Origin of the sequence: Streptomyces sp. FXJ1.172 (genome assembly GCF_001636945.3) — a bacterium.
Lineage (GTDB): Bacteria > Actinomycetota > Actinomycetes > Streptomycetales > Streptomycetaceae > Streptomyces.
Map to the genome: position 1 here is coordinate 8,866,559 of NZ_CP119133.2, position 19,227 is coordinate 8,885,785.

15 protein-coding genes, 2 pseudogenes and 1 riboswitch are annotated in these 19,227 nt (G+C 71.2%); of the genes and pseudogenes, 10 read left to right on the forward strand and 7 right to left on the reverse strand.

The genetic code is table 11. The features are described from left to right. Window positions 1-24: 24 nt before the first annotated feature. Window positions 25-2,013, forward strand: coding sequence for a glycoside hydrolase (locus A6P39_RS39885; RefSeq protein ID WP_079133047.1), 1,989 nt, complete (start codon window positions 25-27; stop codon window positions 2,011-2,013). Window positions 2,014-2,135: 122 nt separating this feature from the next. Here A6P39_RS39885 and A6P39_RS39890 read toward each other — a convergent pair whose 3' ends face one another. Next, the gene (locus A6P39_RS39890) at window positions 2,136-3,038 is read right to left on the reverse strand and encodes a TIGR03619 family F420-dependent LLM class oxidoreductase (protein WP_067038813.1); all 903 of its coding nucleotides are present in this window, start codon (window positions 3,036-3,038) and stop codon (window positions 2,136-2,138) included. 215 nt (window positions 3,039-3,253) lie between these two features. Here A6P39_RS39890 and A6P39_RS39895 point away from each other — a divergent pair, with 215 nt between their 5' ends. Further along, entirely contained in the window at window positions 3,254-4,123 is an 870-nt protein-coding gene (locus A6P39_RS39895) for an NmrA family NAD(P)-binding protein (RefSeq protein WP_067038811.1), read from the forward strand. Between the two features lie 50 nt (window positions 4,124-4,173). On the opposite strand, the gene A6P39_RS39900 is transcribed toward A6P39_RS39895, so the two are convergent. Further along, on the reverse strand, window positions 4,174-5,283 hold the full coding sequence (locus A6P39_RS39900; protein WP_107304183.1) for a HoxN/HupN/NixA family nickel/cobalt transporter: 1,110 nt from the start codon (window positions 5,281-5,283) through the stop codon (window positions 4,174-4,176). Between the two features lie 27 nt (window positions 5,284-5,310). Next, a riboswitch (cobalamin riboswitch) is annotated at window positions 5,311-5,500 on the reverse strand. Window positions 5,501-5,581: 81 nt separating this feature from the next. Here A6P39_RS39900 and A6P39_RS39905 point away from each other — a divergent pair. Continuing rightward, window positions 5,582-5,965: an ArsR/SmtB family transcription factor gene (locus A6P39_RS39905; protein WP_067038809.1), complete on the forward strand. Its 384-nt coding sequence runs from the start codon at window positions 5,582-5,584 to the stop codon at window positions 5,963-5,965. A 102-nt stretch (window positions 5,966-6,067) separates the two neighbouring features. Here the strand turns inward: A6P39_RS39905 and A6P39_RS39910 are convergent, their stop codons facing one another. After that, window positions 6,068-7,075, reverse strand: coding sequence for a helix-turn-helix domain-containing protein (locus tag A6P39_RS39910; protein WP_067038807.1), 1,008 nt, complete (start codon window positions 7,073-7,075; stop codon window positions 6,068-6,070). Window positions 7,076-7,425: 350 nt separating this feature from the next. Here A6P39_RS39910 and A6P39_RS39915 point away from each other — a divergent pair, with 350 nt between their 5' ends. Beyond that, complete coding sequence (locus A6P39_RS39915) at window positions 7,426-8,352, forward strand: helix-turn-helix domain-containing protein (RefSeq protein WP_159395910.1); 927 nt, start codon at window positions 7,426-7,428, stop codon at window positions 8,350-8,352. On the opposite strand, the gene A6P39_RS39920 is transcribed toward A6P39_RS39915, so the two are convergent. Next, window positions 8,336-8,836 (reverse strand): peptidoglycan-binding domain-containing protein, encoded by a 501-nt coding sequence (locus A6P39_RS39920; protein ID WP_067038804.1) that lies wholly within the window; start codon window positions 8,834-8,836, stop codon window positions 8,336-8,338. The genes A6P39_RS39915 and A6P39_RS39920 overlap by 17 nt on opposite strands. A gap of 133 nt (window positions 8,837-8,969) precedes the next feature. Between A6P39_RS39920 and A6P39_RS39925 the strand changes: the two genes are divergently transcribed. From A6P39_RS39925 to A6P39_RS39940, 4 genes and pseudogenes are all read left to right on the forward strand, one after another. Next, a complete protein-coding gene (locus A6P39_RS39925; RefSeq protein WP_159395909.1) occupies window positions 8,970-9,908 on the forward strand; it encodes a helix-turn-helix domain-containing protein in 939 nt (312 codons plus the stop codon). Between the two features lie 103 nt (window positions 9,909-10,011). Further along, the gene (locus A6P39_RS39930) at window positions 10,012-10,749 is read left to right on the forward strand and encodes a phytanoyl-CoA dioxygenase family protein (RefSeq protein ID WP_067038800.1); all 738 of its coding nucleotides are present in this window, start codon (window positions 10,012-10,014) and stop codon (window positions 10,747-10,749) included. An 87-nt stretch (window positions 10,750-10,836) separates the two neighbouring features. Then, window positions 10,837-11,064 (forward strand): annotated as a pseudogene (locus A6P39_RS39935) (aldo/keto reductase); the annotation flags it as partial. Window positions 11,065-11,086: 22 nt separating this feature from the next. Continuing rightward, window positions 11,087-11,881, forward strand: a complete 795-nt coding sequence (locus tag A6P39_RS39940) for an SDR family NAD(P)-dependent oxidoreductase (RefSeq protein ID WP_067038798.1) — start codon at window positions 11,087-11,089, stop codon at window positions 11,879-11,881. A 19-nt stretch (window positions 11,882-11,900) separates the two neighbouring features. Here A6P39_RS39940 and A6P39_RS39945 read toward each other — a convergent pair whose 3' ends face one another. Then, window positions 11,901-12,242, reverse strand: coding sequence for a VOC family protein (locus A6P39_RS39945; protein WP_067038796.1), 342 nt, complete (start codon window positions 12,240-12,242; stop codon window positions 11,901-11,903). Between the two features lie 1,221 nt (window positions 12,243-13,463). Here A6P39_RS39945 and A6P39_RS39950 point away from each other — a divergent pair. Then, a complete protein-coding gene (locus tag A6P39_RS39950; protein ID WP_079133045.1) occupies window positions 13,464-14,561 on the forward strand; it encodes a sensor histidine kinase in 1,098 nt (365 codons plus the stop codon). A gap of 149 nt (window positions 14,562-14,710) precedes the next feature. Here A6P39_RS39950 and A6P39_RS45680 read toward each other — a convergent pair. Then, a pseudogene (locus A6P39_RS45680) lies at window positions 14,711-14,914 on the reverse strand (hypothetical protein); the annotation flags it as partial. Between the two features lie 212 nt (window positions 14,915-15,126). On the opposite strand from A6P39_RS45680, the gene A6P39_RS39960 reads away from it, so the two are divergent. Then, window positions 15,127-17,424: an FUSC family protein gene (locus tag A6P39_RS39960; RefSeq protein ID WP_234378664.1), complete on the forward strand. Its 2,298-nt coding sequence runs from the start codon at window positions 15,127-15,129 to the stop codon at window positions 17,422-17,424. A gap of 103 nt (window positions 17,425-17,527) precedes the next feature. On the opposite strand, the gene A6P39_RS39965 is transcribed toward A6P39_RS39960, so the two are convergent. Beyond that, entirely contained in the window at window positions 17,528-19,156 is a 1,629-nt protein-coding gene (locus A6P39_RS39965; protein ID WP_079133044.1) for a S53 family peptidase, read from the reverse strand. Between the last annotated feature and the right edge of the window lie 71 nt (window positions 19,157-19,227).

A 19,227-nucleotide genomic window follows, 5' to 3' on the forward strand; every position in this document is an offset into this window, starting at 1 on the left:
GATTCGGTCGCGAGAGTCGCGCCCATGAAGGCGAGGAAACTCAAGAAGACGAAGCAGAAGATCATTGCCCTGGGCGGTGCGGTCGTGGTGATCGGGGCGGTCGGTACAGCCGCCGCGTTCGGTACGGGTACGGACGAGCACCGGCGCATCGAGGCGCACGGGAACCAGCTCTCCGTGCCGGTCGACGGTGGCCGTGCGGTCGTGGACATCCGTTCGCTGGCGGTGCGGGCTCGGGCGGACGACGGTCGCACCTGGCAGCTTTCGGCGTCGGCCGCCGGCGATCTGGGTCAGCCGGGGAAGGTGTCCATCCGCGAGGGGAAGGCCACCTGGCGCTACGGCGACAAGGGATGGACGGTCACCGCCTCCGCACAGGACGGGCGCCTGGCCGTCACCGTGCACTCCGCTCGGCAGTCCAGCCTGACCTGGCCGGTCTCCGGCACCGACCGGAGCACGCAGGAGCTGCAGGTTCCCCGAGGTGAGGGCCTGACCATCCCGGTCGCCGACCGCTGGTGGAACTCCGCATCCGCAGGCCTGGCCGGAACCGAGGCCGCCATGGCCGGCGGCCTGACCATGCCCTTCTGGGGCACCAGCCAGTCCGGGCGGCACGGAGCCAGCTACATCGTCCCGTCGGACATCGGCACCACCCTCAAGGTCGTCTCCGACCACGGCCGTCTGCACACCGAGACCGAGCACGCGTTCTCGCCACAGCAGGACACGGAGAACTACACGGTGACCTTCGCGCTCACCGACGGCTCCCCGGTGGCCGCGGCACGCGACTACCGCGCCTGGCTCCAGGACCAGGGTGGCATCACCACCTTGCGACAGAAGATCGCCCGCAATCCCGAAGTGGCCAGGCTGGTAGGCGCGTTCCATGCCTACACCTGGGGCCAGGCGCGCACCGCCGAAGGCGTACGCCGCCTTTCGGAACTCGGCATCGACCGCATGTGGCTGGGCTACGACGCCGACGGCAACCCCATGAGCCGGCAGGCCACGCGCCTTGCCCAGCAGGCCGGTTACCTCGTCGGGCCCTACGACTCCTGGGCCAACGCGCAGGATCCGGTATCGGCCGACACCTCGGTGTCCAAGTGGCCCGCCCCCGTATGGCAGGACGCCTGCGTCCGCAACACGGACGGCACCGTCCTCACCGGCTTCGGCAACCGCGGCTGCTACGTCAGCTCCGAGGCCTTGCGGCGCGCCGAGCCCTCCCGGCACTACCTGGCCGACCGCACCCGGGCCATGACCGCCAACGGCGCCGCCGGCTACTTCCTGGACGTCGACGCCGCCGGGGAGCTGTTCACCGACCACTCCCCGGCGCACCCCATGACCCAGGCCCAGGACCGCGACAACCGGCTCCAGCGCATGGCCTGGCTTTCCGGCAACCGGCACCTGGTGCTCGGCTCGGAGGCCGCGGGATCCTGGGCGAACGGGGTGCTGGACTTCAGCCACGGCTCGGGCACCCCGGTCGACGACCGGCTGTGGAAACTGGAGAGGGACCGGCAGACCTGGGGCGGCTACGCGCCCTACAACGCGCCGGGGATCTTCTTCAAGCCCGTCCACCTGCCGGCCGACGTCGCGAAGGCGATGTACGACCCGAGGTACCGGGTGCCGCTCTACCAAACGGTCTTGCACGACTCGGTCATCAGCACCGAACGCTGGGAGCTGTCCTGGTCGAAGCTGCCGGACCAGAGCCGCACGCGTGCCCAGCTCGCGATGCTGTACAACGTGCCGCTCAACCTGGTCCTCGACCAGTCCGAACTGGACCAGCACGGCGAGCAGATCGCCGCGCTGCAGAGGTACTTCGCACCTCTCCACAAGGCGGCGGCAACCGAGCCGATGACCGACTTCCGCTGGCTGACGAACGACCATCTGGTGCAGCGGACCACCTTCGGCGACGGCGCCCTGACCGTGACCGCCAACTTCTCCGCCGCGCCCCACGGGGGACTGCCTGCCGGATGCGTCGACGCGACGATCAAGGGCGGCCGGGCACACCGCTTGTGCCCCGCAGGTCTGTGATTGGGCGGGTCCGGCGCCACAAGCGGGAGCGCTCGGTGTCGTACACCCTCGTGGAGCGCGCGACACGCTGACCGCTGCGCGCGGCGGCCGGACCTCCCGCCGAACGCCCTCGCGGGAGCCGCTCAGCCGCGGGCCACGAGATCAAGTACCTGCCGGGCGTGGGCGAGGGAACCGTCGACGGTGTCGACGGCGTACATCGAGTCGACCATGAAGTGCTCGATACCCGTCCGCTCGTGGACCCGTTTGATGGTCTCGGCGACCTGGGTCGTGCGGGTGCCGGCGTCGATGTTCACCCGTAGGACCGTGTCGATGGCCTCCGGGTCCCGGCCGGCCTGCACGGTGAGCCGGTCGAGCAGGGAGCGCTGGGCGATCAGTCCGTCGATGTCGACGTAGCTGGGAACGACGCACAGCGGCAGCCATCCGTCGCCGCGCCGGGCGACTCTGCCGAGCGCGCGCTCGGACAGGGCACCCAGGTAGAACGGGGGCCGTGGCCGCCTGGCCGGTTTGAGTGGTGAGTGGTGCGGCGGCACCGACAGCTGGACCCCCTCGTAGTGCGCCGGGTCGGTCGTCCACAACGCTTCGAGGGCGTCCAGCAGTTCGTCCATGCGCGCGCCCCGGCGGGTGAAGTCGAGGCCGGCCGCCTGGTACTCCTCGGGCGACCAGCCGACCCCGAAGCCGGGCAGGAGGCGCCCGCCGCTGATCAGATCGATGGTGGTCAGCGAGCGGGCCAGCTGGACGGGCGGATAGAGAGGGGCGATGAGCACGTGGCTGCCCAGGAGCACCCGCCGGGTGGCGCCGGCGGCGACGCCCAGCAGGACGAACGGGTCCGCGGCGGAGTTGAGTTGCTCGGGGATGGTCGCGCCACGCCCGCCGTAGCCGACGACCGGATCGACCGCGGCGAGGTTGCGGTCGCCCACCCAGAGGCTCGCGGCTCCCGCCTCCTCGACGGCGGAGGCGAACGCCGCTGCGTGAGCCACGCCGGAGGCCTGCCGGTGGAACTGGGGGAGAGCGAAACCGAGCTTCACGACTTTCCTCTTCCTCGCCGGCATGTATGACCTACGGCGAGTTCATAACACCTTCCTCGGCGGCCGGTGTGCCGGAGGCGTCTTGCGCGGATTTGGTGCGCGGAGATCCGGCCACGGGTTCTGTCAGGGTCGGTGAGCCCATGGAAATAGGGGACATGAGGTGTCCGGATTGGCCCGTAGTGTCGTGCTGGAAGCCGTAGAAGGGACACCATGCCATGCGCGTAGCAGTCACGACGCCCACCGGAAACGTCGGGCGCCACGTCGTCTCCATGCTCCTGAGAGCCGGGATCCGTCCGCTGGTCCTCGCGCGCGATCCCGGCCGGCTCGATGCTGCCGTCCGGCGCGAGGTCGAGGCGGTCGCGGTGGACCAGCGCGACCGCCAGGCCGTCGTCGCTGCCACCGCCGGGGTCGACGCTCTGTTCTGGGTCGACCCACCGTCGACGGGTGACGATCCGCTCGCGGACTATGAGCTGGCCACGGCGAGCGTGGTGAGCGCCGTCAGGGCGAACGGCATCGAACGGACGGTCTTCCAGAGCAGCGTCGGTGCCGAGAAGCGCCACGGGGCCGGCGAGATCGACGGCCTCGCAGGAACCGAACTGGCCCTCGACGCCCTCGGCGCCACGGTTACGCACCTGCGGTGCGGCTACTTCTTCACCAACCTCATGCTCCAGCTCGATGCGGTCCGGGCGGGCGCGATTCCGGTGATCCTGCCTTTGGACCAGGCCCTTCCCTGGGTCGCGCCACGCGACATCGCGGAGGTCGCCGTGACACGCCTCCTGTCGGCCGACTGGTCCGGACGCCGTGTCCAGGCCGTCCACGGCCCGGCCGACCTCACCTGGCCCCAGGCCGCCGAGACGGTGTCCGCCGCCACCGGCCGCCCGCTGCGTGCCGAGCGTGTCAGCGATGACGCGATGCGGAACCTGCTGCACGCATCCGGGATGTCCGCCGGCCTGGCCGAGGCAGTCATCGGGATGTCGACCGGGCTGAGGGACGGTTTCGTCCCGGAACAGCCGCGAACCCTGCGCACCACCACACCGACCACTCTGGCCGCCTGGGCCTACGACGTCCTCCGCCCCGCACTGTGAGTGACCTGCCCCTTCAGCGGAAGGGCGGCTGCTCGGCCGCGATGGCAGCCTCAGCCGGCGTCGGCCGCGCCGGCGCTCCAGCGTTCCTCGACCTTGGCCAGGCGCCAGTAGGCGATCGCCGCGGCCCAGACGACCACGAACAGGCCGACGATGACGTAGCCGACGTTGTCCAGGTCCAGGCCCGCGATCCAGCCGGTGACGTCGTCGCTCAGGCCGAGCTTGTCGTGCAGGACGCCGACCAGTTCGATCGTGCCGACGAAGAAGGCCACCGCGATGGACAGGCCGGTGATCGTGAGGTTGTAGAACACCTTGCGGACGGGGTTCGAGAAGGCCCACTGGTAGGCGAAGTTCATGAACGTGCCGTCGAGCGTGTCGAACAGGCTCATGCCGGCGGCGAAGAGGAGCGGCAGGCACAGGACGGCGTACCAGGGCAGGCCGGCGGCGGCGCCGTTGCCGGCCAGGGCGAGCAGCAGGACCTCGGTCGTGGTGTCGAAGCCGATGCCGAACAGGAAGCCGAGCGGGAACATCTGGCCGGGCCGGCGGACGGACTTGGTGAGGCGGCCCAGGATGCGGTTCATGAATCCGCGCGCGTCGAGGTGGGCCTCCAGCTCCGTCTCGTCGTACTGGCCGGCCCGCATGGCGCTGAAGACGCGGAGGATGCCGAACAGCGCCACGAGGTTGAGGGCGGCGATGAGGTACAGGAAGCCGCCGGAGACCGTGGTGCCCACCGTGCCGAGGATCTGGTGGGTGCGGGAGCCGTCGTTCATCAAGGTGCCCGCGAGCTTCGCGCCGCCGGCGACCAGCGCGGCCAGTGCGACCACCACGCTGGAGTGCCCGAGCGCGAACCAGAAGCCCACCGACACCGGCCGCTGACCGTCGGCCATCAGCTTGCGGGTGGTGTTGTCGATGGCGGCGATGTGGTCGGCGTCGAAGGCGTGCCGCATCCCGAGGGTGTAGGCCGTGATGCCCAGGCCGACCCCGAACGCCTTGCTGCCGACCTCGTAGTGATGAGGGACCACGAGCAAGAAGAGGATCCCGAAGGCGACCACGTGCAGGGCGACGACCACGGCCAGCAGGCCGGCGGTTCGGACGGTGTCCTCACGGCGCCAGCGGAACGACTTGGCGGCGGTGGTTTCGGGCACACCTGGGGACAGGGTCATACGGTCACGCTCCAGCACCTCGTGGATCAGCTTCGTGATGCCGTGGCCGGTCTCCTGGCTGACGGGTCGACGCTCCCGCCCCTGCCTTCCCGGCCGTGAGGCCAGTGGCAACGCGTGGGGCGAGAACTTCCCGATCACAGTGGCGAGGGCCGCTCCGGACTGAGCCTTTGAGGGGCTGTCACCGGTCTTCCCGAACACCACGGCCCTGTCACCCTAGAAGGTGGCGGCTCGTACCTGCAAGCCTGCACAACTGATCAGATATCGCGGCTCGAGTGCCGGTGGCTGCGATGATGAGTACATGCATCTCGTCCCCGCGGAACGCTCCGGGCAGCGCACCATCGACGGCCACAGGGTCTGCGATGCCATCGCCGCCGTCGGCGAGCCCGAGCGTGTGCGCGCCTGGGCCGATCGCTTCACTCTGCTCTCCGACCCCGGACGTCTGTCCCTGCTGCTCGCCCTCCGTGAGGCCGGACCCATCGCCGTCTCCGATCTGGCCGTCGCCACCGGTATGCGGGACACCGCGGTCTCCCAGGCCCTGCGCCTACTGCGCACCGCGGGCATCGTCGAGGGCGACAAGGACGGCAGGATCGTCCGCTACCGGCTCGTCGACGGCCCGATCTCCGACTTGCTGCAACACTGCACGTCCCGCGAGCCGGAAGCGGACGGTACGCCGCTCCGCTAGGCCCTGGGCCGCCCGAGCACCGATCGGTCCTGGACCGGCTGCCGCAGGGCTAATGCGTGCTCGGTCAATCGGTGTGCACGCACGCCCGGCCGGGTGTCCCGGTCACCGCTGCAATCGCTGCCTGCGGTACGTGCCCGGCGTCACCCCGTAGGCCGACTTGAACGTACGGTTGAACACCGCGGCGTCACTGAAACCCCACCGCCTCGCGATCTCGCGCGCACTGCGCTGCGCCTGGGACGGATCGGCCAGGTCCGCCCTGCAGTGTTCCAGGCGGCTTTCGCGCAGGAACGTGCCGACGGTGAGCCCGTCCCGCTGGAAGAGGTGGTGCAGGTAGCGCAGCGAGATGTGGTTGGCGGCGGCGATCGAGGCCGGTGACAGGTCGGCGTCGCGTAAGTGGTCGGCGACGTACGCCTTGATCTCGCGCAGCAGCAGGTCCGGTCCCGAGGGGACGGCCGCCGGCGAGGGGCGCACCGGTTCGGACGGGTGCCGGTCCGTCTCGCCGTGGAGGAATGCGGTCTCGCTGTCGAGGAAGGCCGTCGCGAGGCTGACCGCGGCGGTGCCCCACCACGCGGTGTGCCGGGCATCGACGGACGGCACGTGTGCGGCGAGCCCCTGCACGAAGGACGACAGGAGGGCCGCGGGCCCCGACCGGGTCGGCGCGGGACGCCCGGACACGTCGTGCAACACCGCGCCGGGCAGCGGCAAGGCCGCTTCGGGCAGATGCAGGACCAGCGCCCGGACCGGGGGACCGGCGGTTTCGGCCGAGAGCCGGACGCACAGGGAAGGCTCCCGCAGCATCACGGTGCCGGAGTCCAACCGGACAAGCCGTTCATCACGGTCGACGACCAGCGGCCCGCGCGTCGCGAAGACCAGGTGCCAGGTCCGCGGCGCACTGGCGGCGCACCGGGCCTCCAGCTCCACCACGGCCGGCGACGCGGGCGGGCTCAGCAGGGACAGCCGCACCGGCCCGAGGTCGAAGTGGTGCCGCTGGCCCGCACTCGTGCCGGGCTGTCCGGCGGCGGGCTTTTGAAGGCGAGTGCCGGTGGCGGACGCCGTGCCGTACGCGGTCTCACGCTCGTCCGGGCCGGCCGAACCGCCGTGAGCCATCATGTTCCGATCCCCCTGAAGCGTGCATGAAGTGCCGTGCGCACCTGCGGCGCCGCGACCGGCCGCACGTGTCGTGGACCGAAGGCCTGTCGTGCGCGGGGCCTTCTGCCCCGCCGCCCCGCTCCCCTCCCACGGGACGGCCCGCGCGGCGGCCCCGCACGTCGACCTGACCCGGCTGCCCACAGGTGCTGACCCCGAGTCTGTGCGGGGCTGACGGCACCGGCCAGCGCTGCCCGAAAGTAGCGTCAATCCCGGGACGTCCCACCGTCTGACCTGCGGGGACACTCCGTGGCCGGGTGGCGTGGCGGGACAGCCGTGAGATAGTGGGCCGTGCGGAGAAGGGGGATGCCGTCGTGGGACGCTGGCAGCCGCTGCGGAGTGACCTGCCCGCCGAGGTGGTGCGGCTGGTGCGAGAGCTGCGCCAGTACGTCGACCGCTGCGAGCTGAACACCGAGACCGTCGCCGCGAAGACCGGCTACAGCCGCAGTTCCTGGCTGCGCTACCTCAACGGCCGGAGACTGCCGCCCTGGCCGGCGGTCGCGGGGCTGGGGCGGCTGGCGCAGGCCGATGCCGAGTACCTGCGTGTCTTGTGGGAGTCGGCAGCGCACGCCTGGACGCCGACGGGCCAGACCGGCGGCACCGGCCCGGCAACCGCCCTGCGGCGTCCGGCAGTTCGCGCCGCGGATCCGGCCACTTCGGTCACTTCGGTCACCGGCCCGGCACCGGAAGGGAAGCGGCGCCCCCGCTCGAAGCCCACAGGGCCGCGCGCGGGCGTACTCTCCGCCGTCGCCGCAGTCTGTTCGCTGCTGGCGGCCATCCTGCTCGCCCGGCCATGGGACACCGGAGCCGATGCCGGACGTCCGCCGGACGGTGTTCCTGCCGGCGCACCCGGCTGGCCGTGGCCGTTGCGCAGCGCGGTGGACGGGGCGGCCGCCGCGTGCCGGTCGGCCGGCTGCCGGGGCCTGGACCCCTACCGCGAGAGGTGCGATCGCGACAGCGTGGCCGTCCACCGGCTGCGCGCGTACGGCCGAGTCCTGACGCTTCGGTACAGCCCGACGTGCCTGGCGAGCTGGGCGGAGGTCGAGACCCCGGCGGGGACGGTCGGGTTACGGATCACCACGAACCGGGGCGATGAGCAAGTGGCCGCCAGGGGCGGGGCGTACACGGCGATGGTCGGGAGCGGGCCGGACGCGGCGCGTGCCACGGTCGTCGTCGCCGGCCACCAACTCGGCGTGGCGCGGTACGACAGCTGGATCGACGCGGTCACCGGCAGCGTGTGAGGGTGACGGCGTCCGTACGCAGCCGGTGGAACCGCCCGGCGTCGTAGACCTCGTACGCGCCGCCCTCGTCCAGGCGCAGCGGGAGAGCGAAGCGTTCCCCCTGGTAGACGACCCATGAGCCCGCGTGGGCGATACGCTCCTCGGCCGCGCCCCAGGTGGCCGCGCCGACGATTCCGTCCGCGGACAGGTGGTGGTTGCTCTGCCAGACGCGCGTGGCGCCGGCGGTCGCGTCGTCGTAGGTGCAGGTGACGCCGGAGCGTGCGGTGTATCCGTCGGCCCACAACATGCTCTGCCACAGGCCGATCAGGTCGCTACGCCGGGTGCCGCCGGCCACCAGCTGCTGCGCGGCAGGCAGCCCGCCGGCGAGGAGCACGCCGTCACTGCGGTCGTCGGACCGGTGTGCGCGCGGGCCCGCGGCTCCCGCGCACACCACTGCCAGCACCAGTACGCACAGTGCGGCGCGCGCCGCAGAACCTCGGCCCATCACACCGTCATATCCTCAACTGTCCCATCGCCGGGGTGACTTGTGTGAAACCGGTGTTCCGAGTCCGCGGCGCGGTGGGTACGGTGGGGAAGAAGACGATGAACAGAAGGCACTGGGGCCCCGGAGGACGTGCTTGACTGACTGGCAGCCGTTACCCGACGCTCTCGCCTCGGATGTCCGCCATCTGGTGGTCGAATTACGGGCGTTGAAGGACCGCGCCGGGCTGAGCCTCGCGGCCCTCGCCAGGCGCACACCGCACAGCAGGTCTTCCTGGGAACGCTATCTCAACGGTAAGGCACTGCCACCGCAGCACGCGGTGGCTTCCCTCGGCAAGCTGGCCGACGCCGACCCCGCCCGGCTCGTGGCACTGTGGGAACTGGCGAACACTGCCTGGCACGACCGGGAAGCCCAGGACCGCGGGGTCCGGGACCCGCAGCCCGAGGCACCCGCTGCGACGACGGAGCCGGCCGCGGCCGTGCAGGCAGGGGAGCCGCCCGCAGTCCGTCGTCCCGGCAGGCGGGCGCTGATCTGGTCCATGGTCGCCCTGGCCGCTGTCATCGCGTCGTGCACCGCCCTCTTCAGCACGATCGGCCGGCACGCGCACGCGCACGCCGGCCCGGACGGCGCGCCGGCGGCGAAGACTTCGACGAGACAACTCGACGTCAACTGCTTCGCGGACAGCTGCACCGGCAAGGACCCCAAACAAGCCGGCTGCGGTGGCGACGCGTGGACGTCCGCCCTGAACAAGGTCGCCGGGGTCTACGTGGAGTTGCGATACAGCGACGCCTGCAAGGCCGCCTGGTCCCGGATCAGCTGGGGACGCCCCGGCGACAGCGCCCAGGTCGTCGGCGAGGGGGGCCGGACGTACGAGAACAAGGTCCACTACGACACCGACACCTACAGCGCGATGGTCGCCGCCCCGAGTCCCTCGGCTGCCAAGGCCTGTGTGCTGCTCACCTCCGGGGTGCACGGCTGCACCTCCCCGGGCGGCACCCAGCATCTGACCGAGCCCCCGAACCCGCCCACCTCGTCCCCGCCGGCCGCCACCGCCTCGGCCACCACCCGCCGGTAGGCGCCCAGTTCCCGGCGGGCCGGTATCGGTCACCGGCCGAGGCTCGGCTTCACACGGAAAATCCCTTCGTCGACACGGATACTGCCCCTCTAGGGTGGATCGCGTGCTGAGCGACAGTCAGATCAACGAGTTCGCCGAGCGCGGCTTCGTCGTGGTTCCACAGGTGGTACGGGGCGATCTGCTGGACCAGGCGGCCCGGCGGCTCGACGAGGTCATCGCCGCCGATCCACCTGACACCGACAAGCAGGGCAGCCATTTCTACTTCCTCCGGACCCAGGACGAGCCGGCCCTGATGGCGCCTTTGACCGGCAGCCCTGCCTTCGGTTTCGCCGAGGAGCTGGCCGGAGCCGGGACGCTGCAGGTCCCCTGGCAGGTCCAGGTCGCCCTGAACATCCCGCCGTACTCACACCGTCCCGGCCGTCCCCACATCGACACGGCCAACCCGGAACCGACCGGTGGGCCGGTCCGCGGCACGTTCACGCTCCTGGCCGGCGTGCTGATGTCCGACCAGCTCACGGAGAACTCCGGCAACCTCTGGGTCTGGCCGGGCACGCACCTCGCACACGCCGCATACTTCCGCGACCACGGCCCGCAGATGTTCTGCGCCTACCCGCCCATCGACCTGCCCGAGCCCGAGCAGATCAAGGGACGGGCGGGGGACCTGCTGCTCGCCCACTACCTCCTCGGCCACAACATCGGCGGCAACTACGAGTCAGAGCAGACACGACGCGCGCTGTACTTCCGGATCAGCACCATGGACCATGCCACCCACCGGAACGAGTTCCTCCAGGACCCGTGGCTCGACTACGGGCCGATCAGGCCCCGGACTCGGATGACGTGACGTACCACTGCCACTGCTGAAGCTGCGGTGGCTGCCTGGCCGAGGGTCTCGCGCCGGGTGCGTTGCGGATGCCCGCCGTCGACCTCACTCGAGGACGAGGCGATCGTGGGAATCGCCGAGGCGTACGGGGTAACCCCGGCGCAGGTCGTGCTGCGCCGGCACCTGCGGAGCGGCAACATCGTGATCCCCGAATCCGTCACCCCCGACCGCATCCGGCAGAACCTCGACGCCTTCGGCTTCGAGCCGACCGACGCCTTCATGGCCGCCCTCGCGTGCCTCGACCGGGGTCTGCGCGCCGGCCCCACAACCTCGACAACCTCGACGAGGGGAACGCATCATGCAGATCGATCTCTCCGGCCGCACCGCCCTGGTCACCGGCTCCACCCAGGGCATCGGCCAGGCCATCGCCACCGGCCTTGCCCGCGCGGGAGCCCGTGTCGTCGTCAACGGCCGCGGCGAGCAGCGCGTCGCGGACGCCGTCCGCACCGTGCGTGCCGACTCCGGCAGCGACGACGTGACCGGCGCCGTGGGCGACCTGGCGACGGAGCAGGGCACCGTCGCCGTACTGGGCTCCGTGCCCACGGCCGACATCCTCGTCAACAACCTCGGCATCTTCGGCTCCGCGCCTGCGCTGGAGATCGACGACGCCGAGTGGCGCCGCTACTTCGAGGTGAACGTCCTCTCCGCCGTCCGGCTCATCCGCGCCTTGCTGCCCGGCATGAAAGAGCGGGGATGGGGACGCGTCCTCAACCTGGCCAGCGACTCGGCCGTGGCCATCCCCGCCGAAATGATCCACTACGGCATGACGAAGACCGCGCTGCTCGCCGTCGGCCGCGGATTCGCCAAGGACGCCGCGGGCACCGGCGTCACCGTCAACTCCGTCATCGCCGGACCCACCCACACCGGTGGTGTCGAAGGATTCGTCCGCGAACTCGTCGGCGACGAGCTGCCCTGGGACGAGGCGCAGCACGAGTTCATGGTCAAGTACCGCCCGCAGTCGCTGCTGCAGCGCCTCATCGAGCCCGAGGAGATCGCCAACATGGTCGTCTACCTCGCCTCGTCCTACGCCTCCGCCACCACCGGCGGTGCCGTACGGGTCGACGGCGGCTACGTCGACTCGATCCTGCCCTGAGCCCAAAGCGCCCGCGAACTCAGGCGGGTGACGACGGGCGTGGGCCGCCGAAGCCGTGTTCCGAGAGGTCGAACCAGTTTCCCTCCGGATCCATGGCCCGGTACTCGGCGAAGGGGCGGTTGGTGAAGCGTTCCGCGGGTTTCGGAGTGCCTGCCGCCACCAGCGCCTCCGACGTGACCGCCGTGTCCTCGACGTGGAAGCCGAAGTGGTTCATTCCGATCGGGGTCTCGCCGTCGAGCTGGTGCTTGATCAGGGCGAGGGACAGGTAGCCGTCGGACAGGAAGCAACTGCGGTCCGGGTCGCGGTCGCGGGCCACGATGGCCAGGTGGCGGAGCTTGGGCCGGCCGGTGGGTCCGTCCATGGTGGAATCCTTCGCGTGGGGGGGGCGTGCTCAGGCGGGCGGGGCGCCGGGCCCATGTTGTGGAACGCTCTGACCTGCCACTCGGACTGCGGCGTCCGCTCCACGACGGCCAACGCGTGCGTGGCGGCAAGCGGTTCGCCGCCCCCGGGCGATGACGGTCGACTCAGCCTCGACCGTGGCCAGGTCGGGGCGCAGGAACTGGACGGCCACGACCACAGCGCCCGGATCGCCCGATCGTCGTCCCCGGTGCCGCCACCGGGTGCGTGTTCAAGGGCGTCGCCCGAGGCGGGGGCGTTCGTTGCGTCGGGCTCACGCATCGTTCTCACACCTTCAGCAAGGAACTCGTGCGGATGAGCAAGGCGAGTTCGGGGCAGTCAGCGCCCTCGGACGGACGCGGCGGAGGCGGCGCCCAGGCCGCCAGGGCGTGGTAGAACGTGCCGCCTCGACGTTCCAGGTAGCAGCTGAGGTTGAGGGGCCATCCGGTCCGTCCGAAGAGATGACGGTCCATGGGAGTCGGGCGCTCGCTGAGCACAGTCCCACCACCAGCCGCGGTGTTCGTTCTCGTAGGCCGGCCCGAACGTCGGCACGATCGTCTCGCGGAACTCCCGTCGGGCTGATGGATCGGTCGTGCGGGCGTTTCGGCCGAAGGTGATGCGCCGTACGTGGTACGTCGTCGCCTCCGCATGGCCGAGCAGGAGCGCGAAACAGGGCAACGGAGCGTCGGCCGCGATGAGTTGGTACTCGCCGATGGCAGCTGCGAGGAAGTCCGAGAGTGCCTGGTCGTCCATCAGCACGGTGGGAGGAGCGGGGGCCGTGCCGAAGGGTGCGGAGCCTTCGGGGACGCTACATCGGGCGTTCGGTAACGCTGGTTCGGGTGTGTTCGCCATTGCGGACATGGGGGGTGGTCTCCGTTGCCCTATGTCTCACACGTCCGCCGGGGCAGTGTGCGCATTCCCTGCCCGGTGTCGTGGGAGAAACGGCATGCGTGTCTCGGGCACTGTCGGACCCCGTTTCTCCCTTCGCGCCGCGGATGTAAGTCAATCGACTGACTTAAAATTGCGCGTCCGGCAACCGATGGAAGGAGATCCCTGGTGATGGCGGTCGCACGGTCCGCGAGGTCGACGACCCTGCCGCTGAGCCGTCCCTCGCCCCGCGCTGCCGGTGTGCGCAGGACGGCGTCAGGCCGCGCGGGCCACGGTTCAGCTGGCCCTGACTGCGGCAATGGGCTTCGGTCTGTATCTCTTCATCGCCGTGCTGCTGATCACGGCCGTCGCCACCCTCGTGGTGATCGGGGCCTGGATGCTGCCGGAAACGGTGCTGCTGATCCGGAGGATCGCGGGGGCGAAGCGGCAACAGGTGGCAGCCTGGACCGGCCGGCAGATCCCTGACGCATACACGCCGCTCACCGGCACCCTGCGTGAACGTCTGCGCAAGACGGTCCACGACCCCGGCACGTACACCGACCTGCGCTGGCTCGGTGCCCAGTACCTCTGCAGCCCGCTGGCCCCGCTGGCACTGCCGCTGTGGCCGCTCGGGCTGGCCGTCGACGGGGTGTGGTGCGGGGCGCTACGGCGCAAGGCGGTCGTACTCCCGCTGATCACGAACCTTGCCGACCTGGACGTTCGTTGGTCCGAGGCCCTGCTCAAGCCCTCTCCGAAGGCCCTGCTCGCTGAACGGGTGGCAGAGCTGACACAGACACGGGCGGGCGCGATCGCCGCGCACGCCGCCGAGTTGCTGCGCCGGATCGAACGGGACCTCCACGACGGCACCCAGGCCCGGCTGGTCTCGCTCTCCATGCGGATCGGCCTGGCCAAACGCGCCTACGACCATGACTCCGAGACGGTGCCCCGGATGCTCGACGACGCCCAGGACCTGGCCGAGGAGGCCCTCACCGAGTTGCGGCACGTCGTACGCGGCATCCACCCGCCGATCCTCACCGACCGCGGGCTCGTGGGCGCCGTCCGGGCACTGGCGGCGAGCAGCGCGCTGGATGTGAGCACGCAGGTGGACGGGCTGGAGGACCCCGGGGTGCGGGCCCCGGCCGCGGTGGAGGCCGCCGCGTACTTCGCGGTCGCCGAGGTGCTCACCAACGCGGCCAGGCACAGCGGGTCGTCGCGGGCCTCGGTCCAGGTGGAGCGTCTTCCCGCCGGTCTGCGGGTCGCGGTCCGCGACGAGGGACTTGGCGGCGCGGACGAAGGGGCCGGCACGGGACTGCTCGGTGTCCGCCGTCGTGCTGCCGCCCTGGACGGCGCGGTGACCGTGTCCAGCCCCGTCGGGGGACCGACCACGATGGTCGTGGAGCTGCCGTGCGTGTGGTGATCGCCGAGGACGATGCCCTGCTCAGGGAAGGGATCGTACTGCTGCTGAGGTCGGCCGGACACGAGGTCGTGGCCGTCGTCGGCAGCGGGCCCGAGATCCTCCCCGCATCCGACCAGCGTCCGGGCGATGGTGCTGTTGTCCAGCCCTTCGGCCATCAGCTTCAGGACCTCGCGCTCGCGCGGTGTCAGCGAGTCACCGAACGCGCGGTCAGCAAGCACATCGGCAACGTCTTCCTCAAGCTCGGCCTGCCCCCAGTGACAGCGGCCACCGCAGGGTTCTCGCCGTACTCGCCTACCTCGACAACCCTGGACGCCGCGGGTGACCGAGGGGGGAATCAGTTCCTGCAGCCGCACTGGTGAGAAGTCCCGCGACAAAAAACAGCCAGAGCGTCACGGACCGGAAGAACTTCTTCATCACGGACCCGAGGCCCGACTGCCGTCGGCCGCCGGCGCAGGGGGCACCACGTCCCCTCACCTGGGTTGCGGACGTCGGCTCTGTGGCCGCATATGGGGGGTGTGGCGTGATGCGTCGTACTCGACCGCGACCGCGACGGCGGGAGGTGCGCATGTCCGTGCGGATCCCGGGACGGATGCAGCCCGCGGCACGCCTGACGGCGTGGTGGCAAGACCGCGATCCGGATCTCGCGGCGACGAGGCGGGCCGGCCGGACCGCGCTGGTGATGCCGGCCCTGTTCGCGCTGGGCAGTCAGGTGTTCCACTCGCCGACGATGGCGAGTTTCGCCGCGTTCGGGTCATTCTCGATGCTGTTGCTGGTCGACTTCAGCGGTCCGATGGTGCAGCGGCTGCGGGCGCAGGCCGGGCTCGCGCTGGCCTGGGCGGTGCTGATCTGCCTGGGGACGCTGGTGGCGCCCGTGATCTGGCTCGCCGTCGTCACGACGCTGCTGGTCGGCTTCCTGATCCTCTTCTCGGGCGTCGTCAGCTCGGTCCTGGCGGGCAGCGCGACCGCGCTCCTGCTGGGCTTCGTCCTCCCGGTCACCACACCGGTGCCGCTGTCACAGCTGCCCGACCGCCTCGCCGGTGCTGGGCTGGCAGCGGCGGCGGCGCTGCCGGCCGTATGCCTTCTTTGGCCGCGCCCCGTCGCCGATCCGCTCAGCACGCCTGCTGCGCAGGTCTGCCGTGCCGCTGCCGCACACCTGCGCGCGGACGTCTCCGGCCCGGGCGGACCAGGTCCCGCGATCGACCGTGCGCAGCACCGGGCGGCGGCCGACCGTGCCGCCGACGCCGGAGCGGACCTGCGACGCGCCTTCGACACCACCCCTTACCGCCCCACCGGCCTGTCCACCGCGTCCCGTGCCCTGGTCCGCCTGGTCGACGAGCTGATCTGGCTGACCGGCATCCTGGCTGACCGGCCCGCCCCCACCGGCGAGCCCCCGGACTGCGACCCGGCCGCGCGCACGGTGACCCGCGCGGCCGCCGACGTCCTCGACCACGCCGCCGGCCTCCTCACGGACCCGCGCCGGGACGTCGGCCCGCTGCGTGCCGCCATGGCGGAGCTGCGGGCGAGCATGAACGGGATGGAGGAGAGTTCCACGGTCCGCCTGCCGGCCGGCCATCCGGTCGGCGACAGCGCGGCGGAGATCTACGGGTTCATCGCCACGCTCGACCTCTCCTTCCGTGCTCAGGAGCTGGGTTTCGCCGTCCTGCAGATCGCCGGCAACGTCGAACTGGCCGCCACCGCGTGGCAACGGCACTGGCGCGACCAGCTCCTCGGCCGTGAACCCGGTGCGCTGACCGAACCCCTGACCTCGGCCTGCGAACGGGCCGCAGCGCATCTCGAACTCCGCTCGGTGTGGCTGCGCAACAGCCTGCGCGGCGCCGCCGGACTCGGCATCGCTGTGCTGCTCGCGGACCTGACAGGCGTCCAGCACTCCTTCTGGGTGCTGCTCGGTACCCTGTCCGTGCTGCGTTCCAACGCGCTGAACACGGGCCAGAAGGCCCTGCGTGCCGTCCTCGGTACGGTGCTCGGCTCCTTCGTCGGCGCAGGGCTGCTGCAGCTGATCGGCCACCACGGCACCGCCCTGTGGTTCCTGCTCCCCGTCGCCGTCCTGGCGGCCGGCATCGCCCCCGCCGCCATCTCCTTCACCGCGGGTCAGGCTGCCTTCACCGTCACCCTCGTCGTGCTGTTCAACATCGGCCAGAACCCCGACTGGCACATCGCCCTGCTCCGCGTCCAGGACATCGCCCTGGGCTGCGCGGTCAGCGTCCTCGTCGCGCTGTTCTTCTGGCCCCGCGGTGCGACGGCCGCCGTGCACGAGGCACTCGCCGACGCCTACGACAACAGTGCCCGCTACTTCGCGGGCGCCGTGGACTACGCCGTCGGCTGCTGCACCGCCGCGACGCACGCCGCCGAACCCGTGCGGCAGAACCGCGAGGCAGCGGCCTCCGCACGCCGTCTCGACGACGCCTACCGGACCTATCTGGCCGAGCGCGGCGCCAAGCGGGTGTCTCTGGCCGACATGACCACGCTGGTCACCGGAGTGGCCGCGCTGCGGCTGGCTGCCGACGCAGTCGTCTCCCTGTGGCGGGGGAACGCCCCGGTGCGTACGGCCGCGGATCACACCGAGGCCCACCGCGCCATCCTCGGCGCCGCGTTCCAGGTCACGGAGTGGTACCGCGGCCTCGCGGCGAACCTCGGCGGCAGCACCGCCGTCCCGGACGCCGTCCCGCTCCACCCCGACGCCGCGGCCCGGCTCGTGGAGTCCGTTCGCACCGACCTGGTCGACGGTCGCGGTCAGGCCACCGCCGCTGCCGTCCGCATCATCTGGACCCGCGACCACGTCGACGTCGCCCGCCGACTCCAGCCCGGCCTCGCCGCGGCGGCCAAGGGCGGTGCCCTCCCCTGACAGCCCTTCGCCGTTCGGTGACAGGTGTTGACGGCACGCCGCAGCGCGGGCCGGGGATCGCTCCCGGCCCGCGCTCTATGGCCCGCTCGTCAGCCGTCGGTCGTCAGCCGAGCAGCTTGCTCGCCAGTGTCGCGGCGTTGTACGAGCCCCAGCCGGAGGTGAAGTCCCAGCCGCTGGCGGCGGAGTAGGCGCCGTTGCTGCCACTGGTGATGTCGTGGAAGCCGGTGCCGCTCGCCGTGTAGAGAGCAGGGTTGGCGAAGCCGAGGTTGGCCTTGCCGGCCGCCGCGGCCTGCTGGTTGTACAGCGCGGCGAACGCCGCCCACTCGGGCGCGGCGGCGCTGGTGCCGCCGACCGAGGTCCAGGAACCCTGCGAGTAGATCGAGACGCCGGGGCTGGGGTTGGCGTGGGCCGAGACGTCCGGCACCTGGCGGTAGCCGCCGCCGGCGCTCTTCTGCACCGCGGTCTGCCAGCTGGGGATCTTGAAGACGGAGGACTTGCCGCCACCGCCTCCGGACCAGGCCACCTCCTTGCTCCAGGCATTGGACGAGGTGACGGTCAGCTTGGTGCCGCCGACGCCGGTGACGTACGGGTCGCTGGCGGGGTAGTCGACGGAGGTGCCGCCGTCGCCCGCGTCGTCGGAGCCGCTGTCACCGGAGGCCGCGTAGAAGCCGAGGCCCTGGGCGGCGCCGGCCTTGAAGACGGCGTCGACCGCGTTGATGCCCGAGGTGGTGCGGGCGCTCTCGGCGGCACCCCAGCTGATCGAGGTGGTCGGGATGCCGCTGTCGACGATGGCCTGGTACGTGTCGACCTCGCCGGCGTCGGAGTTCGGGCCCTCGAAGACGGTGACGTTCGCCTTGGGGGCGATCGCGTGCAGGACCTCGATGTCCAGCTCGACCTCGACCTGGCCGTCGCCGAGCGAGCCGGAACCGCCGTCCACCTGCTGCACGGTCGGGGCGGCCGAGCCCAGGCCGTAGTGGCTGTCGTAGGCGCTGATGTTGGACTGCTGGAAGCCGTCGAACTCCAGCAGCGCGATCTTCTGGCCGCTGCCGGTGTACGTGCCGGAGACGTTGTAGCCGCCCTTGAGCTGGGCCGGGGTGTAGCCGCCGCCCGGGCCGTTGTGGGGAGTGACGGTGGAGGGCGCCTGGTGGTGGAGCTGGAGACGGTTGTTGAGGCCGGCCACATCGCTGACGAGGGACGCGAGGGCGGTCGGTAGCTTCGGCGCGGTGTCGTTGGCGTAGAACGAACGCCCCGACGCGGCGTCCTTCCAGGTCGACAGCTTGGTGCCGAAGGCCTTCTCCAGCTGGGTGGCGGTGCCGCTGGCGTCGACCAGCAGGTTGCCCGAGTGGACGGTGCCGACGGTGAGCCCCTGAGCGCGCAGGTAGTCCTTGAGCTGCTTGATCTCGGCGTCGGTCCGGCCGAAGCGCGCAGCGAACTGACGTTTCGTCAGGTAGTGGCCGTAGGAACTCGAGTGCGGGTCGCTGACCTTCGCCACGAAGGTGTCAAGTGCCGTGCCGCCTCTGGGAGTCAGGCTGATCGCCACCGATATCCGTTTCCCGGCCGCGACGCTCCCGGTGCGGGCCGCGTGCTGCTTCAGGCCCGGCAGGACGTCTCCGGCGATGGCGGCGCGGGTCGCGTGCGGCTGTGGGGAGTTCGCGGCGTAGGCGGCGGGGACGACTGCGGTGACCAGGGCCGGTGCGGCGACCAGGCCGAGCAGTTTCAGGCGTGACTTCACTGAAGTCCTCCGGAGAGTGGGGTAATTGTCCCGGAAGAGGAACGCCTTCACCGTAGAAAGGCCGGCCCCAC

Bases quoted from the DNA above. Each gene is read 5' to 3' on its own strand.
- A6P39_RS39950 (WP_079133045.1), top strand. From the start codon at position 13,464: ATGGGCTTCGGTCTGTATCTCTTCATCGCCGTGCTGCTGATCACGGCC.
- A6P39_RS39910 (WP_067038807.1), bottom strand. From the start codon at position 7,075: ATGATGGCTCACGGCGGTTCGGCCGGCCCGGACGAGCGTGAGACCGCG.
- A6P39_RS39905 (WP_067038809.1), top strand. From the start codon at position 5,582: ATGCATCTCGTCCCCGCGGAACGCTCCGGGCAGCGCACCATCGACGGC.
- A6P39_RS39920 (WP_067038804.1), bottom strand. From the start codon at position 8,836: ATGGGCCGAGGTTCTGCGGCGCGCGCCGCACTGTGCGTACTGGTGCTG.
- A6P39_RS39900 (WP_107304183.1), bottom strand. From the start codon at position 5,283: ATGACCCTGTCCCCAGGTGTGCCCGAAACCACCGCCGCCAAGTCGTTC.
- A6P39_RS39960 (WP_234378664.1), top strand. From the start codon at position 15,127: ATGTCCGTGCGGATCCCGGGACGGATGCAGCCCGCGGCACGCCTGACG.
- A6P39_RS39895 (WP_067038811.1), top strand. From the start codon at position 3,254: ATGCGCGTAGCAGTCACGACGCCCACCGGAAACGTCGGGCGCCACGTC.
- A6P39_RS39945 (WP_067038796.1), bottom strand. From the start codon at position 12,242: ATGGACGGACCCACCGGCCGGCCCAAGCTCCGCCACCTGGCCATCGTG.
- A6P39_RS39940 (WP_067038798.1), top strand. From the start codon at position 11,087: ATGCAGATCGATCTCTCCGGCCGCACCGCCCTGGTCACCGGCTCCACC.
- A6P39_RS39885 (WP_079133047.1), top strand. From the start codon at position 25: ATGAAGGCGAGGAAACTCAAGAAGACGAAGCAGAAGATCATTGCCCTG.